The following is a 22,813-nucleotide window of genomic DNA, read 5'->3' as shown; positions in this document are numbered from 1 at the left end:
TTCTGGGCTGATGAACGCGTTATAGAAAATGAAAGTCAGCCCAATATCTGCCGACAATAGAACAAGGCGGAATCGCCTAACTATGGCAATCATAATTGAACTTTATGTCACTGAACGCGGTAAATAAGACAAATTTAAAAAGATGACACGCAAACTTTTCCGTCATGCTTGACACGATGAACAATATAGCAGATAATTATATTGTTAGCCGGCTAACAATATAGGAGGATGACTTGTGAGTTTTGATTTTACTGACCGACCGGATGTACATCGGCTTGAGCTTATGCGCAAAGCTTATCCCGATGTAGATACGCAATCGGTTTTAACTTTTTTGAATTTTCGTGCCTGTTTTCGTGCAGTTGCTGCCGATTACCAACGGGTTTTGGATCGCTTTGGTTTGTCTGAGTCGCGATTTTTGATTTTAATGTTTCTCTATCACAATCAGCCACAGGCGTTGGGTATTACAACGTTAGCAACCAAACTTGGTGCAACAAAGGCGACGACAAGCAAACTGGTCGGAGGAATGGTCAAAAGCGGCTTGGTTGAGAAAGTATCAACAGCTGCAGACAAACGTGCGACGCTCATACAGATGACACATGCAGGTGCGGAATTGCTCGATCGGTTTTTACCAGTGAATTATCAAGCTGTCAATCACCTATTCAGACGTTTGACTCATGATGAACAGGTTCAACTCAATCACTTATTGGATAAGTTATTGCCAGATGCGCAATAACAGGCAGAAAGGGGCTCATCTCCATGGAACAAGCTAAAATTGATTTACTAAAAACATACCTAAGTCTTTATATTGACCATTTCACCGTCCTTAAAGCTTTGAACTCAGGAGACGCCACTTATGAAATTTTAGATGTTCGAAATGCGCCTGCTCAGGCAAAAAAGTTCAAATTAAAGGGGCACATGCGTTACCTGCAAAAGATCTCGCAAGTCAGGTTGATCAACTTGATCATGACAAAACATATGTCGTTTACGACTGGACAGGCGGAACGACTTTGGGCAAACAAGCCTTGCTTATTTTGCTGACACATGGATTTAAGGCATTTGAACTCGCAGGTGCCCTAGAAGGATGGCGAGGGATGAACTTACCAGTTGAACCGGTTCAATAAAAGTGAATTTTTAAAGCACCATCAACATTTCTATTTCATTCGCAATAAAGGTACAATTAAATTGATAACAGGTGAAAGAAATGGAGATGGCACTGTGAAGAACTTTCGGTTTAAAAATCCCACTGACATTCGCTTTGGGACAGGGCGGCTTGACGTTGAACTGCACGATGCTGTGAGTCAATTTGGTTCGCGAGTTCTTTTTGTTTATGGCGGACATTCAATCAAAAAATCCGGACTTTACGATACGGTAAAAGGTTTGCTGGCGGATTTGCAGCTCACCGAATTGCCGGGGATTGAACCTAATCCTAAAATTGCTTCGATTCGCGACGGCCAGAAACTGGTTAAAGATAACGATGTTGAAGTGGTGCTGGCAGTTGGCGGCGGCTCGGTAATTGACGCAGCCAAAGTCATCGCCAGTGCAAAGTTTTACGACGGTGATCCATGGGACTTGGTCAAAGATCGCGGCGTGACCCGGCACAAGTTGCCCCAGTTGCCAGTCGTGGACATTTTGACCTTGGCCGCAACCGGTAGTGAAATGAATAGCGGTTCGGTCATTTCCAATCCGGAAACCCACGAAAAGCTAGGCACGAACGGACCGAATACGCCCGCAGTGTCGTTTCTTGATCCGACACTGACATATACCGTTCCGCATCGCCAAACCGCAGCCGGTTCGATGGATATTCTCAGCCATTTGCTTGAACAGTATTTTGATCGTTCCAAAAATAATGACGCTAGTAAAGGTATGATGGAAGGCCTTATGCGAACGGTGATTAAGTGGGCACCGATTGCGGTTAAGGAGCCGGACAACTTCGATGCACGCGCTAATTTGATGTGGAGTGCGACGATGGCGCTTAACGGTGTGATGAGCGTTGCCAACGAAAATGGTTGGACCGTGCACAGCCTTGAACACGAGCTGTCGGCTTACTATGACATTACCCATGGTGTCGGTTTGGGCATTTTAACCCCGCGGTGGATGGAATATGCATTGACCAAGGATTCAACAACGGCTGAGATGTTTGCCCGCTTTGGCCGCCATGTGTGGGATCTTGAAGGGGACGAAGCTTATGCCGTGGCGCAAGCGGCAATTGATGAGATCTTTGACTGGATCCAGCATTTAGGCTTTCCAATGACGCTGCCGGAAGTCGGCATTGCCGATGAACGCCACTTTGATGCAATGGCAACGGCTGCTGTGGCCAATGCCAGACTCGAGACGCGTGCGTATGTGCCGTTATCGGAAGAAGATGTCAAAGCCATTTATCAGGCCGCGATGACTGACGGCTTAACGGCATAGCTGATGGCTTTAGTTTGATTTTTTTGATGATTGACGAGGGGGAAAGTTTGTGACGCAACCGATTCTTGAACATGATTCCGTCGCTTTTCAGGCAGCGCGTAACGCCGAAAACCAACTATGGGCTGATTTTAACCTGAAACCCAAGGCGCGCTGGTTTAAATTGCCGCCAGACGATTTGCGGGTCAGGGTGGTTGAATTTGGCCGTGGGGATCCTGTGCTTATCATTCCGGGCAATACCGGTGATCCTTACCCGTTTGCGCCGCTTTTACCACAACTGGCCGGTTATCACTTGTTTGTGCTGGCACGACCAGGTGGCGGCTTAAGCGACGGATTTGACCATGAACAGGTGGACGTGCACCAATTTGCGGTTGATTTAATCGGCCAAATCATGGACAAGCTTGATCTGAAGTCAGCGCCGATCATTGCGCATTCCATGGGCGCACATTGGGCAACCTGGTTTGCATTAACGCATCCGGAACGCGTCGATCAGTTGATTCTTTTGGGCAACCCGGGGCGGATGTTAATGACCAAAACGCCGGGCATGCTCAAGATGGCAATGATGCCGGGCTTGGGGCAGTGGTTTATGAAGCGGCAGATTCCTAAGTCTGCCAAGCGTGCCTGGGGACCGCTGCACCGCATGGGCACCGATCCAGTGGCGGTCAGCAAGCTGCCACAAAGTTTTGCGGCGTGCGTCTATGCCTTTGACCACTTACCGAATTACGCGGTGTCTACCTTGTCCCTATTGCGCAGCATGAACTCAGAGAAAAAGCATAATGGCCTCGGTGAAGATCAACTACGGCATCTTTCCGTACCCACCACGCTTATTTGGGGGACGAATGACGCGTTGGCCAAACCGGAGCTTGGCCAGGAAATTGCCGCAGTGGTGCAGCGCGGCGAACTGGTGACCATTAATGGTGCTGGCCACGAGCCGTGGATTGACGAACCCGAAAAAGTGGGCACCATTATCCGCTTGAAGTTAAAGGATAGTCGGTTACGCGCCGCTCTTGGCCGTCAATAATTGATCGGGTACCAGAGTTCCAACAAAAAAATTATATTTTTAGCGATGATCGGATGCCTGCCAACGGTCATCGCATTTTTTTGTTTCAACCAAAATAGCGGTCGCAAAAACTCAATTTTTCAAAAATTATTTTTTGTATCCGTTCACAGTTTATGGCATGCCTTAAATCCCGCAACAAAGTTATCTGGGACCGCCTTCATTCGCTTGTGCCTATATTCTCACAAAAGAATATAGGCGAAAAAGGTTTGACAATCAAAACAGTTCTGCATATGCTTTGAACATCCAATTAATCTGGTTGGACAAAAGAGCGAAAGCATGTGAGCACCTGATACAAGTGGGAATTTTTATTTCGTTTCGTGATGAGATGATTTTTTCTGCAAGTGCTCAATTGCAATCGTGGTTAAAGGAGGCGAGGCTATGACAACTTTGGATACCTCAACCATACAGACGCTGATTCCGAATCGTTATCCGTTGTTTTATATCGATCGGGTCACCGAATTAGTACCGGATGAATCCATTGTCGCGGAGAAGTATGTGAGCGTGGCAGAGGATCATCTGGTTGCTTATCTGCCGGGTGAGCTAACCATGCCGCCGACGTTGATTATTGAGACGCTGGCCCAAGCGGCATCAATCCTGATTTTGAAATCACCAAAGTTTGCCGGTAAAACCGCTTATCTGGCAAGTATCGGCAAAACAGAATTCCTGAAGCCTGTCCCGACTGGCAGCGTTTTGACACTGGCAGTCAAAATGGGCAAGGTTCGGGCGAACATGGGGGTGGTCACAACGACCGCCAGTATCGGTGATGAGCTCGTCTGCCACGCAGAATTGCATTTTGTGGTAGAAGCAAATGCTTAGTTCACTTGACAGGCTTTTTTTTTCAACTGATACTTTGAATATCAAATCAGTTGTACACGGAGGCACACCAATGTCCCAAAAGCCAAGCGTCAAGCGGATTAATGATAAACTCATTCGCGTTTATTCAGATATCCTACGAATGGAAGAAGAGGAACTGCGCAAAAGTCAGTTCCGGGATTTAGGTATTAAAGAAATGCACACCATTGATGCGATTGGTATTCATGCGACGCCCAGCTCAAGTGATGTGGCCAAAAAGCTGCATGTGACGCAAGGAACCCTAAGTGTGGCGATTAACAATCTGGCACGCAAAGGGTATGTCGAACGACTGCATCTTGAGTCGGACAAACGAGTCGTGAATCTGCGACTCAGCCGCAAAGGGCGCCTAATGTATCGCGCCCACCTTGCCTTTCACCAGAAAATGGTTGCAAGTTTTGTTAAAGGATTTACCGAGCCGCAAATCGAGTTAATCGAACGCGCGCTGGATAATCTCAATGAATTTATTGACGAATATCGTCATTAGAAAGAAGGCCCCGTCTTGGAGATTCTGGCCAGTGCTTATTCGGTACCTGCCACGCGTGTTGAAAATGAGCAGTTACGTCAATTTATGGATACATCCGACAGTTGGATCAGAGAACGTACGGGGATTAAAACCCGCCACGTGGTCACCGATCAGCGTAACTTTGATCTAGCGTATGATGTTGCCCAGCAACTTTTGACGAAGTCGGCCACAACTGCCGACCAGCTTGACTTCATCATCGTGGCGACCATGAGCCCGGACTATGCAACCCCGGCCGAGGCAAATCGCCTGCAAGCAGCACTGAATGCGGATCATGCATTTGCGTTTAATCTCAACGTTGCCTGCGCCGGTTTTGAGTATGCGTTGCATGTTGCCGATCGACTGATGACCAGTCCAACGGTTCACCAAGGCTTGGTCATCGGAAGCGAAGTGCTTTCCCGATTGGTTGATTGGCATGATCGACGCACAGCAGTGTTATTCGCTGATGGTGCTGGCGGTGTTTTGATCAGTGATCAAGGCGCGCCGGTCCAGGCAGTCGATCTCAAAAGCTTCGGCGATACCGAGATGGTACTGTCAGCTGGGGCTCAAGGCAATCAAAGTCCGTTTGCGGATGCGGTTGAAGAACCTTCAGCTTATTTCAAAATGAACGGCCGCGCGGTTTACCAATTTGCCATCAGTGAAGTCCCACGGTCAATTCAGCGAGCGCTGGATCAAGCGGAGATGACCACGGATGATATCGATTGGTTCCTGCTTCACCAAGCAAACGCGCGCATTGTTCAATCAGTAAACAAAAAACTGAAAGTCACTGCCGACAAGTTTCCCATCAACATTGATGAGTATGGCAACACCAGCGCAGCCAGCGTGCCGATTTTGTTGGCGCAACTGGCTGAAAGCGGTCAGCTGAAACGGGGCCAGAAATTGGTCCTCAGCGGTTTTGGCGGCGGCTTATCAGTCGGCTCGCTGATAATGACGTATTAATTCGAATTTCCCTGTAGACTGACCGAAAAAACGGTCAAACCACTTAATTTAAAGGAGAACATTTAAACATGACTAACGAAGAAGTATTGCCTAAGGTACAAAACATCATTGCTGACCAATTGGACAAAAACGCTGAAGATGTGACTTTGACCACGAACTTCAAGAATGATCTGGATGCAGATAGCCTGGACATTTTCGAAATTATCAACGAAATCGAAGACGAATTCGACGTTAAGATCGAAACCGATGAAAGCATCGAAACGGTTGCTGATCTGGTAAACTTCATCACTGAAAAGACCGAAGCTTAAGACAACTGGAGAGGAGTGGGCCAATGAGTCCATTAATGGAACGCTTAGGCGTTAAGTATCCGCTTTTTCAAGGCGGCATGGCATGGGTTGCTGACGGTAAATTAGCTGCGTCGGTTTCTGAAGCCGGTGGTCTTGGTATCATTGGCTCCGGTCATGCCCCTGCTTCGTGGGTTAAGGAACAGATCGAAGTTGCAAAATCAATGACAGACAAGGCATTCGGTGTGAACGTAATGCTATTATCGCCTTTTGTCGAACAGGTTATTGATGTCATTGTTGATGCCAAGGTTGCCTTGGTAACCACAGGCGCCGGCGATCCTAGTCGTTATCTGGAACGGCTCCAACAAAATGGCACCGTTGTGATGCCGGTCGTGCCGTCTGTTGCCATGGCCAAGCGCATGGCGCGTGATGGCGTGGACGGTGTGATTGCTGAAGGCATGGAATCCGGCGGTCACATTGGCAGTATCACGACCATGGCCTTGGTGCCGCAAGTCGTTGATGCCGTTGATATTCCGGTCGTTGCGGCTGGTGGGATTGGCGATGGCCGCGGTGTTGCCGCAGCGCTCAGTCTTGGTGCGATCGGCGTTCAAATGGGCACTCGCTTCCTGACATCAACTTCAAGCCGGATTCACCAAAACTATAAGAATGCGGTGATCAAGGCGAAAGACGTGGATACGCTGGTTACCGGCATGTATGTCGGCCATGCAGCCCGCGTGCTGAAAAACCCGATGAGTCGTAACTACCTGAAACTGGAAAAGGAAATCGCACTGTCCGATACGACTGACTATACGGCAGTTGAAGAGCTGGGTAATGGTAGCTTACGGAAGGCGGTTCTAGAAGGCGATCGCGACCATGGTTCATTCATGGCCGGCCAGATTTCCGGTTTAGTCAAGCGCGAAGAGAGCAGCCAGGACATCGTTGAAGAAGTCATGCAGCAGGCAAAAGAGATTTTGGCCGGTTCCAAAATGGCAGATCTTCTCACGAGTTCGACTGCAGATGCATTTCCACGTCAGTAAACACATGACAAGGAGGTAAACCAGCTGGTGCAATTTGCTTATGTGTTTAACGGCCAAGGTGCCGAGGTCCCCGGAATGGGGATCGATTTTTACCAGAATACTTTGATATTCAAAGAGATTATTGACCGGGCTGACGCCGTTTTGGACTTTGACTTGCCTGAGTTTTTGGCCAATGGCGATTTTGCCGCGCATCCGGATGATTTGCAGCCGGCGTTGGTGGCCTATAGCGTGGCGATGCATGAAGTGGCGTCAGCCGAATTGCCGCCAGAAACGGCCTTGGCCGGATTGAGTCTGGGCGAGTACAGTGCTTTGATTGCTGGTGGCGGATTGAGTCTGGAAGACGGGCTTAAATTGGTCGCGGCGCGCGGTAAAGCGATGGCGGCGGCTTGTCAGAATCAGCCTGGCGGTATGTTGGCGGTCATGAGCGGTGATCAGGCAGTCATTCAGGAAGCCTGCGAACAGGCACCGGATGTTTGGCCGGCTAATTACAACGGTCCCAAGCAAACGGTTCTGGCCGGCACCCATGATGCTTTGGCCGTGGTCGAAAAATGGCTAAAAGCACAAGGCGTTCGCGCCATTCCGCTGCATGTGGCTGGCGGGTTTCACAGCCCCTTGATGGCAAGTGCCCAACCACAGTTGCAGGCAGCGTTGAAACAGGCCAATGTGTTTGAACCGGTCATTCCGGTGATCAGCACGACCGCGCTCAAGCCGTTTACGGCTCGCAATATGCGTTCCGTGCTTGCAGCCCAGGTTGCGGAACCAACCAAATTTGCGACGGTTATCGCGCAACTGAAGGCTGAAGGCGTCGATACGATCGTTGAGTTGGGTCCCAAACCGGTGCTTAGCAAGATGATTAAACGGATTGACCGCAAGATGACGACCCATCTGATTAGTGATGCAGCGAGCCTCAATGAGGTCGCCGATTTGAATAACGGAGTGAAGGCAGATTGAAATTAACTGATAAAACTGCGATCATCACGGGTGCCTCACGTGGTATCGGTGAAGCGATTGCCAGAAATTTTGCGCAGGCAGGGGCCAACTTGGTGCTGAATGCGCGCCATGAATTTCCGGAAACTTTGATCAAAGAATTAGAAGGCTTTGGGCACGGGGTCGTCACCGTCTTAGGTAGTGTCGACGATCCGACAACCGGTGAGCAGCTGGTAGCAGCGGCCTTGGATCAATTTGGCAGTGTGGATATTTTGGTCAATAATGCCGGCATCAATGATGACATGTTGGCGATGCGGATGAAACCGGCCACTTTTGCCAAGGTCGTCCAAGTTAACTTAGATGGCACTTTTTATGTGACCCAACCTGCCTTCAAGAAAATGATGAAGGCGCGTGCCGGGGTCATCATTAACCTTGCCAGTGTGGTCGGATTGACCGGCAACATCGGACAGGCAAATTACGCTGCCAGCAAGGCCGGCATTATCGGCTTGACCAAAACACTGGCACGTGAAGGGGCGATGCGCGGCGTGCGCGTGAATGCGATTGCGCCGGGGATGATCGCCACGGATATGACCGCAGCATTGAGCCAATCCAGTCAGGACCAGATCTTAGCGGAAATTCCGTTGAAGCGCTTCGGCCAGCCCGAAGAAATTGCGCACACGGCCCGCTTTCTGGTCGAAAATGCCTACATAACCGGACAGACTTTGACAGTCGCCGGCGGGTTAGGTTAAGGACATGAACGGAGGAATGACATTGCAACGAGTAGTCGTAACCGGAATGGGTACCGTGAATCCACTGGGTCATTCAGTCGCTGAAACCGTAGCGACGATGGACGCTGGCAAAGTCGGTATTCAACCCATCACCAAATTTGATGCTGAAAAAACCGGCATCACAGTCGCTGGTGAAGTAAAAGATTTCAAACCTGAAGCACGCATGCAAAAGCGTCTCAGCAAGCGATTGGATCTGTTTACCCAATATGGTCTTTACAGCGCTATTGAAGCCTACGAGCAATCCGGGCTGACCAAAGACGCCGTTGATGCTGATCGTATGGCCGTTATTTTCGGATCAGGGATTGGTGGTTTGACAACCATTCAGGAACAAGTGACGAAGATGTATGTAAAAGGCCCGGATCGGGTGAGTCCACTGTTTGTGCCTGAAGCCATTAGTAACATGGTTGCCGGAACCATTTCCCAATATTTTGGTGCCCACGGTCCTAGTTATGTGGTGGTCACAGCTTGTGCCTCTGCCACGAACGCCATTGGCGAAGCAGCGATGCGGATTCAAGCTGGCAAAGCCGATGTTGTGATTACGGGTGGCGCCGAAGCATCCGTCAACGAAATCGGAATTGCGGGATTTGCGGCGCTGTCAGCTTTGTCCAAAACCGCAGACCCGACCCAAGCAAGTTTGCCATTTGCGGCCGATCGTAACGGTTTTGTGCTTGGTGAAGGCGGCGGTACGCTGATTCTTGAAAGTCTTGACCATGCCCAGAAACGCGGCGCCAAGATTTTAGGCGAAGTGGTAGGTTATGGTGCAACTAGTGATGCGTATCACATGACTGCTCCTGATCCGAGTGGTGCCCAAGCCGCCCGCGCAATGCAGCTGGCTGTTGAAGAAGCCGGCATTCAGCCTAGTGACGTGGGTTACATCAATGCGCACGGTACGGCCACCAAAGCCAATGATGCCATGGAAAGCAAAGCTATTCATGATCTTTTCGGCGACAACGTGCTGGTCAGTTCGACTAAAGCACTGACAGGTCATCTGTTAGGTGCGGCCGGTGCCATTGAAGCAATTATGACTTTGAGCGCGTTGCAGGATGGTCGGTTACCGATGAACGTCGTGGACGCGGCCCAAGATGAAGACTGCCCCGTCACCTTGGTCAACCAAGACAATCGCGATACCACAGTCGATTATGCCTTGAGCAATTCCTTTGGCTTTGGCGGCCATAATGCAGTCTTGGCCTTCAAAAGGTGGTGAGTGTCATGGACACCAAAATGATCGAATCCTTGATTAAGCAGTTGGAGCAAAGTTCTTTGAACGAGCTAGAACTGACGCTCGGCGAGGATTCCCTGCACCTCGTCAAAGCAGGTCCTGTCACACCGGCACCAGCTGCTCCGGCTCCCAATACCGTGCCAGCCACACCGGTCAACCCGGCCCCGGCTACCCAGCCTGAAGAACCCGCTGGCACCGCCATCAAGGCACCGTTGGTCGGTATCGTTTATCTAGCCCCTAAACCAGGCGCTGATCCGTATGTCAAAGTCGGCGATCACGTCAAAAAAGGCGAAGTTGTCTGCATCATCGAATCGATGAAAATGATGAACGAAATCAAAAGCACCGTGAGCGGCACGCTCAAGGCTGTCGAAGTCGATAACGAGAGCTTGGTTGAATACGATCAGCCGTTGTTTACGGTCGAAGAATAATCGGTATAGGCAAGGGCGTAGTTCATTACAGAAAAATTGTAAGGGATCTAATAATCCTAGCGCCAAGACGGAGCAATCGTAGGCCAGATGGGGCTCAGTGGTGAAATTGTTGTTGGTGGGGCGCTTTTTGCCCCGCCTACAACAAGGCCGAGCTTTGAGACTCTGCCGGTTTTGCAGAGGCTCAAAGTCGCGCCCACCACTCTAGCTTCGCGGTCGCCAGCCCTCAGCTGGCCGGAGATTGCGGAGCTTGGCACGGCATGGAACAAATTGCCTAAGATTCTCTGTATAAGCAGAACTATTCCCCGCCCTTGATTATTGCGCTTAGGAAAACGTTGAGCGCTGCTGCTAACCTAACAAACGCGTTTTAAGGAGGAATTTTATTCCATGCTCGAAACCAAGAAAACACTTGAAGCACAAGAAATTCAGCAAATTCTACCGCATCGCTATCCGATGCTCATGATCGACCGGGTACTGGATCTTAAACCCGGCGAATCAGTTGTGGCCCAAAAAAATGTCTCCATCAACGAACAGATTTTCCAAGGCCATTTTCCGGGCAACCCGATTTTCCCGGGCGTCTTACAAATTGAAGCCATGGCGCAGGCCGGGGCAATTGCCCTGTTGTCAATGCCAGACTTCAAAGGCAAAACCGCATATCTTGGCGGCATTAAAAAAGCCAAGTTCCGCCACATGGTTCGCCCAGGCGACGTTTTGCGGATCGAAGTCACCTTGGAAAAACTGATTGACCACGCTGGCTTAGGTAAAGGCAAGGTATACGTCGGCGAAGATATGGCCTGCAGTGCCGAACTCGTTTTTGCCATTGGCTAAAATTCGCCGGATTCAGACTCGTGTAAGGAAGTGGAACTGTGTTCAAAAAAGTACTCGTTGCCAACCGTGGCGAGATTGCGGTCCGCATCATCCAAACCTTGCGGGAAATGGGCATCACCTCGGTGGCGGTATTTTCGAATGCCGATCGCCACAGCCTACATGTCTCGCTGGCAGATGAAGCGATTTGCATCGGCGGTCCGCGGGCAACCGACTCTTATCTGAATATGCGCAATGTCGTCAGCGCCGCCATTTTAAGCGGGGCTGAAGCTGTGCATCCGGGTTTCGGTTTCTTATCCGAAAATGCCGAGTTTGCCAAGTTGGTGACCGATGCCGGCCTGGCTTTTATCGGCCCTAAGCCAACCGCGATTGAGCAAATGGGTGATAAAGCGGTTGCCCGCCAGACCATGATTGATCTTGGCGTGCCAGTTATTCCGGGGAGCCGTCCGCTACAGGATGTCGATACGGCGTTGGCAGCGGCTCAGGCAATCGGTTATCCGCTGATGCTTAAAGCCAGTGCTGGCGGCGGCGGTAAAGGGATCCGTAAACTGACCGACGCCGATGCGCTGACCGCCGAATTTGCCGGTGCCCAGGCAGAAGCTCAGGCTGCGTTCGGCGATCCAACGATGTATCTGGAAAAGGTGATCGTGCCGGCGAAACACGTCGAAGTGCAGGTGCTGCGCGATCAGCAAGGCCATGTAAGCGTGTTCCCGGAACGTGATTGCAGCTTACAACGGCACAGTCAAAAAATGATCGAAGAAAGTCCGTGCCCAGTGTTAACATCCGCTGAGCGAGCCAAGCTGTTGCAGTTGGCAGAAACCATTGCCAATGGCGTTGATTATCTCAATGCCGGTACCATTGAATTCTTGATGGACAAGCAACATCATTTTTATTTCATGGAAATGAACACGCGGATTCAAGTTGAACATCCGATTACCGAAATGGTAACCGGTGTCGATTTGGTTCGCGCGCAGTTGCAGATTGCTGCTGGTGAAGACGTTGAGTTGACGACACCGGAGCCATCTGGTGTTGCGATTGAATGCCGCCTTAACGCCGAAGATCCCGACCATCAATTCATGCCCGATGTTGGCACGCTGAATCAGTTGCGGTTCCCGACCGGTGGCTTAGGTTTGCGGGTTGACACCGGCGTAGCGCCTGGCGATAAAATCAGCCCATACTACGACGCGATGATTGCTAAGATCATCGTCCATGGGCAAACCCGCCAAGAAGCATTGGCAAAAATGCACCGCGCCTTGACCGAACTGGATGTTCAAGGGGTTAAAACCAACCGCGACTTTGCGCTGGCACTTTTCCGGACACCCGTTGTATTGGCCGGTAAAGCCGATACCGCTTATCTTAACCGCGACTTTTTGCCGCAATGGCAGGATGAAAGGAAGGATGCTGCATGTTCCAACCACAACTAACCCAAGAAGCGCTTGCTCGTGAAGCGGCCTTGCCCGAAAACCTGTGGATTCAATGTCCATATTGTAAGCAAGGCAGCTATCGGGAAAGTTTAGGCGATGCGCAAGTTTGTCCGCATTGCCACTACGGCTTTCGCATCACGGCCAAGAAGCGGTTAGCGCTGGTGGCAACCGAGACAACTGAATGGGACGCCGATCTGGTCACAACCGATCCGCTTGATTTTCCTGGCTACGACGAAAAGCTCGCAGCGGGACGGCAGGCGACCGGCTTAAAAGATAGCGTCTGGACCGGTCAGGCTAATATTGGCGGTCAGGTCTGTGGTCTGGGTATTATGGATCCTAAGTTTATGATGGGTTCACTGGGAACCGTCACCGGCGAACGCTTAACTCGTTTATTTGAAAAAGCCACAGAAGCCAGCTTGCCGGTTGTCTTGTATTGCGCAAGCGGTGGTGCCCGGATGCAGGAAGGGATTCATTCACTGATGCAGATGGCCAAGGTCAGTGCGGCGGTCAAAAACCATAACAATGCTGGTCTGCTATACATCAGTGTTCTCACTGATCCAACCATGGGCGGCGTGACCGCCAGCTTTGCCATGCAAGGCGACATCACCTTGGCCGAACCCCACAGCTTAATCGGTTTCGCTGGCCGTCGTGTCATCGAACAGACCATCAACCAAAAACTTCCGCAAAACTTCCAACGCGCCGAAACTTTGCTGCAAAGTGGCTTCATTGACGCCATCGTGCCGCGGAGTGAGCAGGAAGCTTATGTGGGGGATTTGTTAAAAATGCATAGAGCGTGAGCTGGCGCGGTTAGGAGCCGGAGTGTAAGTGGCCTTGGGCGTGATGGCCCGGGTTTAGGCCATTGCGACCAAGGTCCTTACACGCAGGCTCCTGCGCCAGTGAACGCGTTTGTGCGCAAGAAAGCCACAGGCTGGGCTTTGGCCATTTAGGCCTGAGGTCCTTACACGTAGATTTCTGCGACTGCGAACGCGTTTTGCATCATAGAATGTTCCGTCCCACCCATTTCCACCCAAGCACCAATCGAATCAAGGAGGCCCTTTTCGCATGCCAAAAAAAGAAACTTCAGCCTACGCAACCGTTCAAGCGGCCCGGGCGCCGCGGCCGTATCAAACTCGTGAGCTCATCAATGGTTTGGTCACCAATTTTCATGAATTCCACGGTGATCGGCAGAGCCATGATGACCCGGCAGTGATCGGCGGCATCGGCTGGCTGGATCAGCAGGCCGTGACTGTCATTGCGACCGACAAGGGCAATGACCTGACGGAGCGGTTGCAGACCCATTTTGGTAGTCCTGAACCATGGGGATACCGGAAAGCGTTGCGCCTCATGAAACAGGCTGCCAAGTTTCATCGGCCTATCATCACCTTGATCAATACGCCGGGTGCTTACCCAGGCAAAGAAGCCGAAGCGAACGGGCAAGGAGCAGCGATTGCTGACTTGCTTGTGGCCTGTGCGGATTTGTCGACGCCGATTCTGGCTATTTTAGTCGGCGAAGGTGGTTCAGGTGGCGCACTTGCCTTGGCGTTTGGGGATGAAGTCTGGATGACCGATAAGAGTATGTATAGCATTTTGTCACCGGAAGGCTTTGCCGCGATTTTGTGGAAAGATGCCAGTCGCGCGAAAGAAGCAGCAGAAGTGATGCAGCTGACACCGCAGGATCTGTTGGCAAAAGGGGTCTGTGACCGGATCGTTCCCGATACCGGTGCGGATTTTCCGGCAGCGCTCAAAGCCGCAGTGAAGCCCAAACTGGCGGAGCTGACGGCCATGGATCCGCAAAGTCTGGTTGCCAAACGCCAGGCGCGGTTCCGACAATTCTAATGAAAACGGCACCACACCGTCCATTTTTACGGCGGTGTTTTTTCTTTGGTTAAAAAGTTTTATAATTACTTTTGTAACTTTTCGAAACGGAGGCCATCATGCTCGAAAAAAAGTTCTACCATACCATGTTCAGTCAATCTTTTAATATTCCGGTCCGGGTTGAATATTGGGACCATACCGAAGAGACCTTTGGCACCGGCGAGCCAACGATTACGATTAAAATGAAAAAAGCCATTCCCGTCCGTCAGCTGATCAAGAATGCTTCGCTGGCTTTGGGTGAAGGCTATATGCGTGGTGACATTGAGGTGCTGGGTAGTAACCGACCGTTGCAGCGCTTGATTGCGTCGGCTTATGTCAATGCCGGCAGTTTTATGCGCAGCAGCAAACTCAGACACTTTTTGCCTAAACAAAGCCACACCGAACGTAAGTCGAAGGAAGACATTCATTCGCATTACGATCTCGGCAATGACTTTTATAAATTATGGCTGGATCCGACACTGACGTATTCCTGCGCTTATTTTGAAAACTGGGATGACGATCTGGAAACCGCTCAGCTGAATAAAATTGACCATATTCTGCGTAAACTGAATCCGCAGCCCGGGCGTACCTTGCTGGATATCGGCTGTGGCTGGGGAACGTTGATGTTGCGGGCAGCTAAGATTTACCATCTGCATGTTGTCGGCATTACCCTGAGCAAGGAACAATTCAAGCTGGTTTCCGATCGCATTGAAGCCGAGCATCTGACGGATGTAGCTGAAGTGCTGTATATGGATTATCGCGAACTCGATCGCGAGCCGTTTGATTACATTACGTCTGTCGGCATGTTTGAACACGTCGGCAAGGAAAATCTGGAAGGCTACTTCAAAGATGTTGCTAAACTACTTAAAAATGATGGTGTTGCCTTGATCCACGGCATCACGCGGCAACAAGGCGGCGCATCAAATGCCTGGATTGATAAGTACATCTTCCCGGATGGCTATATTCCAGGCATGACGGAAAATCTGGGTCATATTATCGATGCAGGGATGCAGCTGGATGATCTGGAACCGTTACGACGTCATTATCAGCGTACGCTCGAAATCTGGGACACGAATTTCAACAATCACCGGAATCCGATTCAGCAAAAGTTCGGTTACGAGTTCACCCGGATGTGGGATGTCTACCTGCAGGCCGCAGCTGCCAGTTTTGAGGCCGGCAATATCGACGTCATGCAGTATTTGATCAGTAAAGGCCCTTCAGGCAAGGACCTGCCGGCGACCCGTGACTATATGTACGATTAATGAGTCGGTTGTAGCGACTTTTTTGGCCGGACATGGGCGATCTGAAAGCTGGAATGATGCTTAACACAAAGAACAACTTAGCGTCACAAAATGTTCAAACATGGTCGGTAGTATTAACAGCATAGAAGTGAGCCACCCACTCATTCCTAAACCCCAACCAACTTTTTCATTTCTACTCCTCCAAAGTGAAGTCGCCGATCGGACTCCATCCGATCGGCCAAGCCCGAATCCCGTAGCAAGCAGCTGCGGGGTTTTTGTTTGGTGAGCGCGAATTATTGAGTTATATTACGAATGAACTCTTAAAGGGTTAGGCATGATGTTCCAAGCCGTCACATTTTTACCGCTAAATCCCAGCACATCAAGCACAGTGGAAAAACTAAAGTTGTTTTGTTCACGCTTTCATTGACATTGCCATTAACTCAGATAAGATAAGGGTATTATTTCAAACACAAGGTGGTAAGTACATGACCGATTCAATTGAGCATATGGCAAAGCGTTATCAGCCGTATTCAGCTTGGACACCGGAATACGTGGCTAGCTTGAAAGCTCAAGTCGCCGCAAGTAAGTGGCGGACCAAAACCCATATTCAGCCAGACACCGGCTTAATCAACGATCCGTGTAGTCTGAACTTTTTCAATGGTAAGTGGCATCTTTACTACCAGCAGTTTCCATTTGGGCCGGTGCATGGCCTGAAGTCGTGGGCGCATGTCGTCTCAAAAGATTTATTTAACTGGCGACGGGTGCCGGGGGATCTTTTGCCGGAGGACGAGCATGATGCGCAAGGGGCTTATACTGGCTCTGCGCTGGTGACGCATGGCACGCTACGGATCATGTACACTGGGAATGTGCGTGACGAACAATGGCATCGGCATGCGACTCAACTGGGTGCGGTGTTGGGTGCGGATAGTCGGCTGTTTAAAGATCCTAAGCCGTTGATTGCCGCGCCACCAGCTGGGTATACCCAAGAGTTTCGCGATCCGTTTCTTTTCAAATATCAAGACAAAACCTATGTCCTAGTGGGCGGCCAGCGTGCTGACCACACCGGCGCCATTTTGTTATATGAAAAACAACCGGACAAGACTTGGCGTTTCGTGGCGCCGCTCGGGATCCCGGACGAGTTTTGCGGTTACATGGTTGAGTGCCCTAACATCGCCTTCATTAACGGTAAGGTTGTGTTGGTTTATTGTCCGCAAGGGTTGGATCAGGACTTTTTCGAATATGAAAATGTTTTCCCTAACATTGCGCTTGTGGCCGATAGTTTTGATCCTGAAACCGGTGCCTTGACGCATCAGCACTTGCAGAACATTGATAAAGGCTTTGACTTTTACGCGACTCGGCTGGCCAATACCGAAAAGGATGGCACGCTTGCGATTTCGTGGTTAGGCTTGCCGGACACGAGTTATCCAACTGATGACGATGGCTGGGAAGGTGTTTTGAGTTACGTGCGGAAGCTGGATCTCCGCGATGGGCATGTTTGCCTGGTGCCGCATCCAAACGTTGAGACGTTGCGTGAGACTACGGATGATAGCTTGCCAACTGTCACACAGACGACCGACAACTGGTCAGTGGCAGACTTAACGGGTGCCTTCGAACTCACGCTGACGCTGGCGGCCGGGCAGAAGACGACGCTGCATATTCCTGACGGCGATCATGATCAGTTGCTGATTAACCTTGATTCCGATAGCGGGCAAGGCATGGTGCAGCGGGAGAATCGCAACAATGGCGGTAGTCTGCGGCAATTTGGCTTTCCAGCAGGTAAGACCGTGACGATTCGGTTGTTCATTGATGTTTCCGTTTTCGAGCTTTTCATTGACGATGGCTATCGCGTGGTCTCCGGTCGGTTCTTTGGCGACACCTGTCCCAGTGCCGTGCGCGTCACCCCGGCAGCTGCGGTCAGCGCGGTGCAGGCGTGGAATTTGCGTAAGGATAACGGCGGGTTGTGAGGCCGGTGAATGCTTGATTAAAAGAAGTCATGTCCTTTCTCCAGTTATGTGGCCTTAATTGGTCATGTGGCTGGAGTTTTTGTTTGCCTCGGCGTGGTGTTTAGTGAGGACAGTCCTGCGCAAAGTGCGCGGAAAATTTCCGGATAACAACTTGACATTCTCTGAAAGCGCTGTATACTCGTTTTATGAAATCGATTCCATAAAAAGGAGAGCAAGTCCATGGCGACGATTCGGGAAATTGCAACAGCAGCGGGGGTCGGCGTGACAACCGTGTCGCGGTACTTAAATCATCATCCGTATATTTCCGCGGACAAGAAGGCGCGGATCGAAGCTGCGATTCAGACGCTTGGCTATACGCCGAGTGCGGCGGCCACCTCTTTACGGGCCCAAGCCACTGGCAATATCGGCGTTTTGGTCTCGCGGGTGACGAATCCGTTTTTCGCTGGGCTGTTTGATGCGATTGAGCGGACGCTGCATGAGCAAGGCTATCAAGTGATGATTTCGCAGACATATGATGATCCGGATGCCGAGGAGCGGTTTTTGGATCAATTGAAAAGTCGGAAACTGGATGGCATTATTTTGGCCTCAGTTGAAGCACCGGAGCGGGTTGCAGCCGTTGCCAAAGCTTTTCCCGGCCGCGTCGTAGTGGTGAATGCCGATGTGCAGATTCCACATGCGACTTCCTTGGTGCTGCCGCATTATCAGGCAACGCGGGATGCACTCGACTACTTGTATGAAAAGGGGCATCGCCGATTTGCCTATGTGACAGGTGGTGCCATTCAAAGCGCGCGGCACGGCCAGACGCGAACGCAGGCGTTCTTTGACTTTATGGCGGTACATAAGCTTGTGGTCGAGCCAACGTTACTTTTCGATCATGTGCATACCGCCGCAGAGGGTCAAGAGATTGGCAAACAACTAGCCGCATTAGCCCCTGCCAAGCGACCCGACGCCATTTTTACCAACTCGGATGAAGTGGCAGTTGGCGTGCTGGACAGTTTGCTGGCGGCGGATCTGAAGGTGCCGGATGACATCGCGGTGATGGGCTATGATGACCAGCCGTTTGCGCCATTTGCCCGCGTGCCGCTGACCACCGTCCATCAACCGGTGACCGAGATGGCGCAGGTTGCCACCGATATGTTGTTGCACGGACTTGGCCGCGGCGACCACAAAAAGGAACCGGCAACATTAGCGTTATCATTAAAAATCAGGCAAAGCGCCTGAGTTTTATTTTTAAACAATATGGAATCGATACCACATTTTGAACATTGACGTATCAATCAGCAGGAGGGAACAGTCGTGACGAATCCAAGCAACCGCACCTGGTGGCAACAGGAGATCTTTTATCAAATTTATCCGGCGTCATTCAAAGACAGTAACGGCGATGGCATTGGCGACTTGCCTGGCATCATTGAAGAATTGCCGAAGCTCAAGGAATTAGGCGTGACGGCGATTTGGGTGTCGCCGATTTATAAAAGTCCGATGGTGGACAACGGCTATGATATCTCGGATTATCAAGCCATCAATCCGCAGTTTGGCACCATGGCCGATTTTGACCGGCTCATGGCAACGGCCAAGGCGCTCGGCATTAAAGTCGTGATGGATCTAGTGGTGAATCACACATCGGATCAGCACCCATGGTTCCAGGCGGCGTTGAAAGATCCAAACTCGCCGTATCGGCAGTTTTATATTTTTCGCCAAGGCCACGATGGTCAGCCGCCGAACAACTGGCGCTCGAACTTCGGCGCCGGCTCTGCTTGGACCGCGGTGCCGGGTGAGCCGAACACACACTACCTGCACGTCTTTTCCCCGCAACAACCGGATCTCAACTGGGAGAATCCTAAGTTGCGGCAAGCCATTTACCAGATGATCAATTGGTGGCTGGCAAAAGGGTTGGCCGGTTTCCGCATCGATGCCATCACGTTTATCAAAAAAGATCAGGACTTCGCGGCATTGGCCCCTGATGGCAGCGACGGTCTTGGCAAGGTCAAGCGTAAGGCAGAAAATCGCCCGGGTCTGGGTCGATTCCTCAAAGAATTAAACGCCGCGACTTTTGGCCCGGCCAATGCTGTTACCATCGGCGAGGCTTCCGGAGTGGCTTACGATCAGCTGGCTGATTTCATCGGTCCCAACGGCTACTTTTCCATGATTTTTGATTTTCATTATGCCGATATCGATGTGGCTTCCGGTTCCGAGTGGTTCAAGCAAACGGACTGGACGCCAAAAATGCTGGGTGATGCCATTACCAAAAGTCAGATGGCGATTCAGAAGGTTGGCTGGGGCGCGAACTTTTTGGAAAATCACGACCAGCCGCGGAGCTTGAGCAAGTATATTAAGGATCCGGCTTATCGCAATGCCATCGGGGCGAAAGCGTTGGCGTTGTTGTACTTTTGCTTGCGGGGATGTCCGTTCATTTATCAAGGGCAGGAATTAGGGATGGTCAATGCGACGCGAACCAGTATCGATCAGTTTGACGATCTGCCAACGCATGATAACTATCAGCGGGCGCTTGCAGAAGGCTATTCCCAAGCGGAGGCGCTGGCGTGTGTTAATCGGCGGTCGCGCGATAATGCGCGCACGCCGTATCCTTGGAACAATCAGGCTAATGGCGGCTTCAGCACCCATCAGCCGTGGTTGCCGATCGCCCAGCAGGCACCTGGTGTCAACTGGCAGGACGAGCATGCGGATCCGAACTCGGTCTGGCACTTTTACCAAAATCTTTGCCAGTTGCGCAGCGATTCGCCATTGCGGACGGATCTGATCGAAGGCGACTTTGCTCCGATCAAGGTCGCAGACGATCATGTTATCGCCTATGCCCGCGGTCGGCATGTGCAGATTTTTGTAAACTTAAGCGCGCAAACAGCCAAGGTCGCATTACCGACCGGGCGGATCTGGCTTAATAATTACCCGGATGCCGCACCAACGTTGCAACCTTACCAAGCGATTCTCATTGAGGTGAATTAAGATGGCAAGAAATTATGAACAAGAAGCAAAAGCAATTCTGAAGCTGGTTGGCGAGAACAACATTGATTCCGTGACTCACTGCCAAACCCGGCTGCGCTTTGTGGTCAAGGATCGCAAGGCAATTGACGACAAGGCACTGGAAAAATTGCCGGAAGTCAAAGGGGTGTTTTACGGCTCCGGCCAGTATCAAGTCATTATCGGCACTGGCGTTGTCAACGATGTGTATGCAGCCATCGCCAAGCTGGGCACGGTGAATGCCATTTATGGCAAGGACGACGCCGATACGACTGCGGCGGCAACAGGTGAGCACAAAACGCTCGTGCAACGCTTGATGGCGATGCTATCTGGCATTTTCATTCCGATTATTCCGGTCATTGCTGCAACGGGTCTGTTTTTAGGGTTGAAAAGTGCCGCCACGAACGCTCAGGTCTTGAAACTTTTCGGCGCAGTCCCCAGCGATATTCCCGCGAGCCTAACCTCGGTGATTTCCGTTTTGACCGACACGGTTTTCGCGTTCCTACCTGCGCTGATCGTCTGGTCAACGTTCCGGTATTTTAAAGGGACGCCGATTATCGGGATCGTTATCGGCTTGATGCTGGTGTCGCCGATTTTGCCGAATGCGTATTCAGTCGCAGATGGCAGTGCCAAGGCGATTATGCTGTTTGGCTGGTTGCCGGTTGAAGGTAGTCAGGGATCGGTGTTAACCGCACTAGTGGCTGGCTTTATCGGGGCAAAATTGGAACTCTTTTTCCGGCGGCACATGCCCAATGTGTTGGAGCAGATCCTGACGCCGTTTCTCACCATGCTGGTCACGTTTGCTATTATGATCCTGGGTGTCGGTCCCATTGTCCATGCGATTGAAAGTGGGATGTTGGTCGGCGTTGAAGCGGTTATCCACTTGCCATTTGGGATTGGCGGCTTCCTGATCGGGGCGGCGTATCCGCTGATGGTGCTGATCGGGATCCACCAGACCATGATTGCCATCGAAACATCTTTGCTGGCGTCAACCGGGTTGAACCCGTTGATCACGTTGGAAGCTATGTATGGATTCGCGAACTTAGGCGTGGCGCTCGCTATTTTCCTGCGGGCCCATTCCAATAAGGCAAAAGCCACGTCAATGGGCGCGTTCACTTCGCAGCTATTCGGCGTTTCGGAACCGACGTTGTTCGGGGTTCTGATTCGTTACAACTTCAGGCCACTGATTGTCACGGTTCTGACGTCCGGGCTTGGGGCAGCGATTCTCAGCATGCTCAACGTCGCGGCTAACTCATACGGACTCGCAGTGGTGCCGTCTTACCTGATGTACATCTATAACGGCCATGCATTGTTATGGTACACGGTGGTGTCGCTGGGGACAGTGGTGGTTGCCTTCGTCGCCACGAACGCCTTCGCAATTCCTAAAGAAGTTCTGAAGCCTGACGAAAACGTCGAGACGGCCAATGCCGTGATTTCTTCCACCGTCAGCGACGACAAAGTCTATGCACCAGTCAGCGGGGAAACGGTGGCCTTGGCCAAGGTCAGCGATCCGGTTTTCGCTTCCGGCATGATGGGCGACGGACTGGCGATCCAACCGTCAGAAAAAGGCGTCAACAACGTCTATGCCCCGCAAACCGGTACGTTATCGGTGGTTGCCGATACCGGCCACGCGTATGGCATGACAACCGACGATGGCATGGAAATTCTGGTCCATCTAGGTATCGACACCGTTAACTTGAAAGGCGCGCCTTTCACGGTGGCGGTCAAAGCCGGCCAGCATGTCAACAAAGGCGACTTACTCGGAACCTTTGACCAGGCGGCGATTAAGAAGGCTGGACTTGATCCGACGACCATCGTGCTGATCACGAACAGTAAATCCTACGCCCGTATCGAGCAGGTTGCCGATACAGCGGTTCAAGCCGGCGCGGATCTTCTCGCGGTACAGCGGGAAGATGTGAAGGTTGAATCGGTTTCGCCGGCGTCGTTGTAAGAAAAATTGCATTGAAATAAGCCTTAATGCTACCCTGGGTGTTTGGTTGCCTGATAAGGTAGGGTTAAGGCTTTTTTATGTTGTTTGAATGCTGGTTTCAGAAAAAATCAAAAACAGC

General features: G+C 51.1%; 20 protein-coding genes and 2 pseudogenes. All 22 read left to right on the top strand.

Annotated features, from left to right (window positions below):
* Positions 1-235 precede the first annotated feature (235 nt).
* Positions 236-733 carry a MarR family winged helix-turn-helix transcriptional regulator gene (locus LACPH_RS09735; protein WP_274784999.1) on the top strand — a complete coding sequence of 166 codons (498 nt, stop codon included), beginning with the start codon at positions 236-238 and terminating at the stop codon, positions 731-733.
* A gap of 23 nt (positions 734-756) precedes the next feature.
* A pseudogene (locus tag LACPH_RS09730) lies at positions 757-1,121 on the top strand (rhodanese-like domain-containing protein).
* A 94-nt stretch (positions 1,122-1,215) separates the two neighbouring features.
* Positions 1,216-2,412, top strand: coding sequence for an iron-containing alcohol dehydrogenase (locus LACPH_RS09725; RefSeq protein ID WP_274784998.1), 1,197 nt, complete (start codon positions 1,216-1,218; stop codon positions 2,410-2,412).
* A gap of 49 nt (positions 2,413-2,461) precedes the next feature.
* Positions 2,462-3,430 (top strand): alpha/beta fold hydrolase, encoded by a 969-nt coding sequence (locus LACPH_RS09720; RefSeq protein WP_306386779.1) that lies wholly within the window; start codon positions 2,462-2,464, stop codon positions 3,428-3,430.
* A gap of 417 nt (positions 3,431-3,847) precedes the next feature.
* The gene (locus LACPH_RS09715; RefSeq protein WP_049169124.1) at positions 3,848-4,285 is read left to right on the top strand and encodes a 3-hydroxyacyl-ACP dehydratase FabZ family protein; all 438 of its coding nucleotides are present in this window, start codon (positions 3,848-3,850) and stop codon (positions 4,283-4,285) included.
* A gap of 70 nt (positions 4,286-4,355) precedes the next feature.
* On the top strand, positions 4,356-4,805 hold the full coding sequence (locus LACPH_RS09710; RefSeq protein WP_005684753.1) for a MarR family winged helix-turn-helix transcriptional regulator: 450 nt from the start codon (positions 4,356-4,358) through the stop codon (positions 4,803-4,805).
* A 15-nt stretch (positions 4,806-4,820) separates the two neighbouring features.
* On the top strand, positions 4,821-5,780 hold the full coding sequence (locus LACPH_RS09705) for a beta-ketoacyl-ACP synthase III (protein WP_274784996.1): 960 nt from the start codon (positions 4,821-4,823) through the stop codon (positions 5,778-5,780).
* 68 nt (positions 5,781-5,848) lie between these two features.
* On the top strand, positions 5,849-6,088 hold the full coding sequence (locus LACPH_RS09700) for an acyl carrier protein (RefSeq protein ID WP_010491736.1): 240 nt from the start codon (positions 5,849-5,851) through the stop codon (positions 6,086-6,088).
* Between the two features lie 23 nt (positions 6,089-6,111).
* A complete protein-coding gene (locus tag LACPH_RS09695) occupies positions 6,112-7,101 on the top strand; it encodes a nitronate monooxygenase (RefSeq protein ID WP_274784995.1) in 990 nt (329 codons plus the stop codon).
* 27 nt (positions 7,102-7,128) lie between these two features.
* Positions 7,129-8,052: an ACP S-malonyltransferase gene (locus tag LACPH_RS09690; protein ID WP_274784994.1), complete on the top strand. Its 924-nt coding sequence runs from the start codon at positions 7,129-7,131 to the stop codon at positions 8,050-8,052.
* Positions 8,049-8,777 (top strand): 3-oxoacyl-ACP reductase family protein, encoded by a 729-nt coding sequence (locus LACPH_RS09685; protein ID WP_274784993.1) that lies wholly within the window; start codon positions 8,049-8,051, stop codon positions 8,775-8,777. Before LACPH_RS09690 ends, LACPH_RS09685 begins: the two co-directional genes overlap by 4 nt.
* Before the next feature lie 22 nt (positions 8,778-8,799).
* Entirely contained in the window at positions 8,800-10,020 is a 1,221-nt protein-coding gene (fabF, locus tag LACPH_RS09680; RefSeq protein ID WP_052767555.1) for a beta-ketoacyl-ACP synthase II, read from the top strand.
* 5 nt (positions 10,021-10,025) lie between these two features.
* Positions 10,026-10,463, top strand: a complete 438-nt coding sequence (accB, locus tag LACPH_RS09675; RefSeq protein ID WP_274784992.1) for an acetyl-CoA carboxylase biotin carboxyl carrier protein — start codon at positions 10,026-10,028, stop codon at positions 10,461-10,463.
* A gap of 384 nt (positions 10,464-10,847) precedes the next feature.
* On the top strand, positions 10,848-11,288 hold the full coding sequence (fabZ, locus tag LACPH_RS09670; RefSeq protein WP_010491726.1) for a 3-hydroxyacyl-ACP dehydratase FabZ: 441 nt from the start codon (positions 10,848-10,850) through the stop codon (positions 11,286-11,288).
* 38 nt (positions 11,289-11,326) lie between these two features.
* The gene (locus tag LACPH_RS09665; protein WP_274784991.1) at positions 11,327-12,709 is read left to right on the top strand and encodes an acetyl-CoA carboxylase biotin carboxylase subunit; all 1,383 of its coding nucleotides are present in this window, start codon (positions 11,327-11,329) and stop codon (positions 12,707-12,709) included.
* Entirely contained in the window at positions 12,691-13,506 is an 816-nt protein-coding gene (gene accD / locus LACPH_RS09660; RefSeq protein WP_274784990.1) for an acetyl-CoA carboxylase, carboxyltransferase subunit beta, read from the top strand. Before LACPH_RS09665 ends, accD begins: the two co-directional genes overlap by 19 nt.
* Before the next feature lie 250 nt (positions 13,507-13,756).
* Positions 13,757-14,545 (top strand): annotated as a pseudogene (accA, locus tag LACPH_RS09655) (carboxyltransferase subunit alpha); the annotation flags it as partial.
* 98 nt (positions 14,546-14,643) lie between these two features.
* Positions 14,644-15,825, top strand: a complete 1,182-nt coding sequence (locus tag LACPH_RS09650; RefSeq protein WP_274784989.1) for an SAM-dependent methyltransferase — start codon at positions 14,644-14,646, stop codon at positions 15,823-15,825.
* Positions 15,826-16,289: 464 nt separating this feature from the next.
* The gene (locus LACPH_RS09645) at positions 16,290-17,768 is read left to right on the top strand and encodes a sucrose-6-phosphate hydrolase (RefSeq protein ID WP_306386778.1); all 1,479 of its coding nucleotides are present in this window, start codon (positions 16,290-16,292) and stop codon (positions 17,766-17,768) included.
* 219 nt (positions 17,769-17,987) lie between these two features.
* Positions 17,988-18,989: a LacI family DNA-binding transcriptional regulator gene (locus tag LACPH_RS09640; protein ID WP_274784987.1), complete on the top strand. Its 1,002-nt coding sequence runs from the start codon at positions 17,988-17,990 to the stop codon at positions 18,987-18,989.
* 75 nt (positions 18,990-19,064) lie between these two features.
* Positions 19,065-20,729 (top strand): glycoside hydrolase family 13 protein, encoded by a 1,665-nt coding sequence (locus LACPH_RS09635; RefSeq protein ID WP_306386777.1) that lies wholly within the window; start codon positions 19,065-19,067, stop codon positions 20,727-20,729.
* A 1-nt stretch (position 20,730) separates the two neighbouring features.
* Positions 20,731-22,695, top strand: coding sequence for a PTS sucrose transporter subunit IIABC (locus tag LACPH_RS09630; RefSeq protein ID WP_274784985.1), 1,965 nt, complete (start codon positions 20,731-20,733; stop codon positions 22,693-22,695).
* Positions 22,696-22,813 lie beyond the last annotated feature (118 nt).

Source organism: Lacticaseibacillus parahuelsenbergensis, assembly GCF_030770265.1.
Lineage (GTDB): Bacteria > Bacillota > Bacilli > Lactobacillales > Lactobacillaceae > Lacticaseibacillus > Lacticaseibacillus casei.
Note: the sequence above shows the minus strand (reverse complement) of the source record. Positions and strands in the feature narration are given on the sequence as shown.

Excerpts from the sequence above, each read along its gene's own strand:
- LACPH_RS09715 (WP_049169124.1), top strand. The coding sequence starts at position 3,848 with ATGACAACTTTGGATACCTCAACCATACAGACGCTGATTCCGAATCGT.
- LACPH_RS09710 (WP_005684753.1), top strand. The coding sequence starts at position 4,356 with ATGTCCCAAAAGCCAAGCGTCAAGCGGATTAATGATAAACTCATTCGC.
- LACPH_RS09700 (WP_010491736.1), top strand. The coding sequence starts at position 5,849 with ATGACTAACGAAGAAGTATTGCCTAAGGTACAAAACATCATTGCTGAC.
- LACPH_RS09695 (WP_274784995.1), top strand. The coding sequence starts at position 6,112 with ATGAGTCCATTAATGGAACGCTTAGGCGTTAAGTATCCGCTTTTTCAA.
- accB (WP_274784992.1), top strand. The coding sequence starts at position 10,026 with ATGGACACCAAAATGATCGAATCCTTGATTAAGCAGTTGGAGCAAAGT.
- fabZ (WP_010491726.1), top strand. The coding sequence starts at position 10,848 with ATGCTCGAAACCAAGAAAACACTTGAAGCACAAGAAATTCAGCAAATT.
- accD (WP_274784990.1), top strand. The coding sequence starts at position 12,691 with ATGTTCCAACCACAACTAACCCAAGAAGCGCTTGCTCGTGAAGCGGCC.
- LACPH_RS09650 (WP_274784989.1), top strand. The coding sequence starts at position 14,644 with ATGCTCGAAAAAAAGTTCTACCATACCATGTTCAGTCAATCTTTTAAT.
- LACPH_RS09645 (WP_306386778.1), top strand. The coding sequence starts at position 16,290 with ATGACCGATTCAATTGAGCATATGGCAAAGCGTTATCAGCCGTATTCA.
- LACPH_RS09640 (WP_274784987.1), top strand. The coding sequence starts at position 17,988 with ATGGCGACGATTCGGGAAATTGCAACAGCAGCGGGGGTCGGCGTGACA.
- LACPH_RS09630 (WP_274784985.1), top strand. The coding sequence starts at position 20,731 with ATGGCAAGAAATTATGAACAAGAAGCAAAAGCAATTCTGAAGCTGGTT.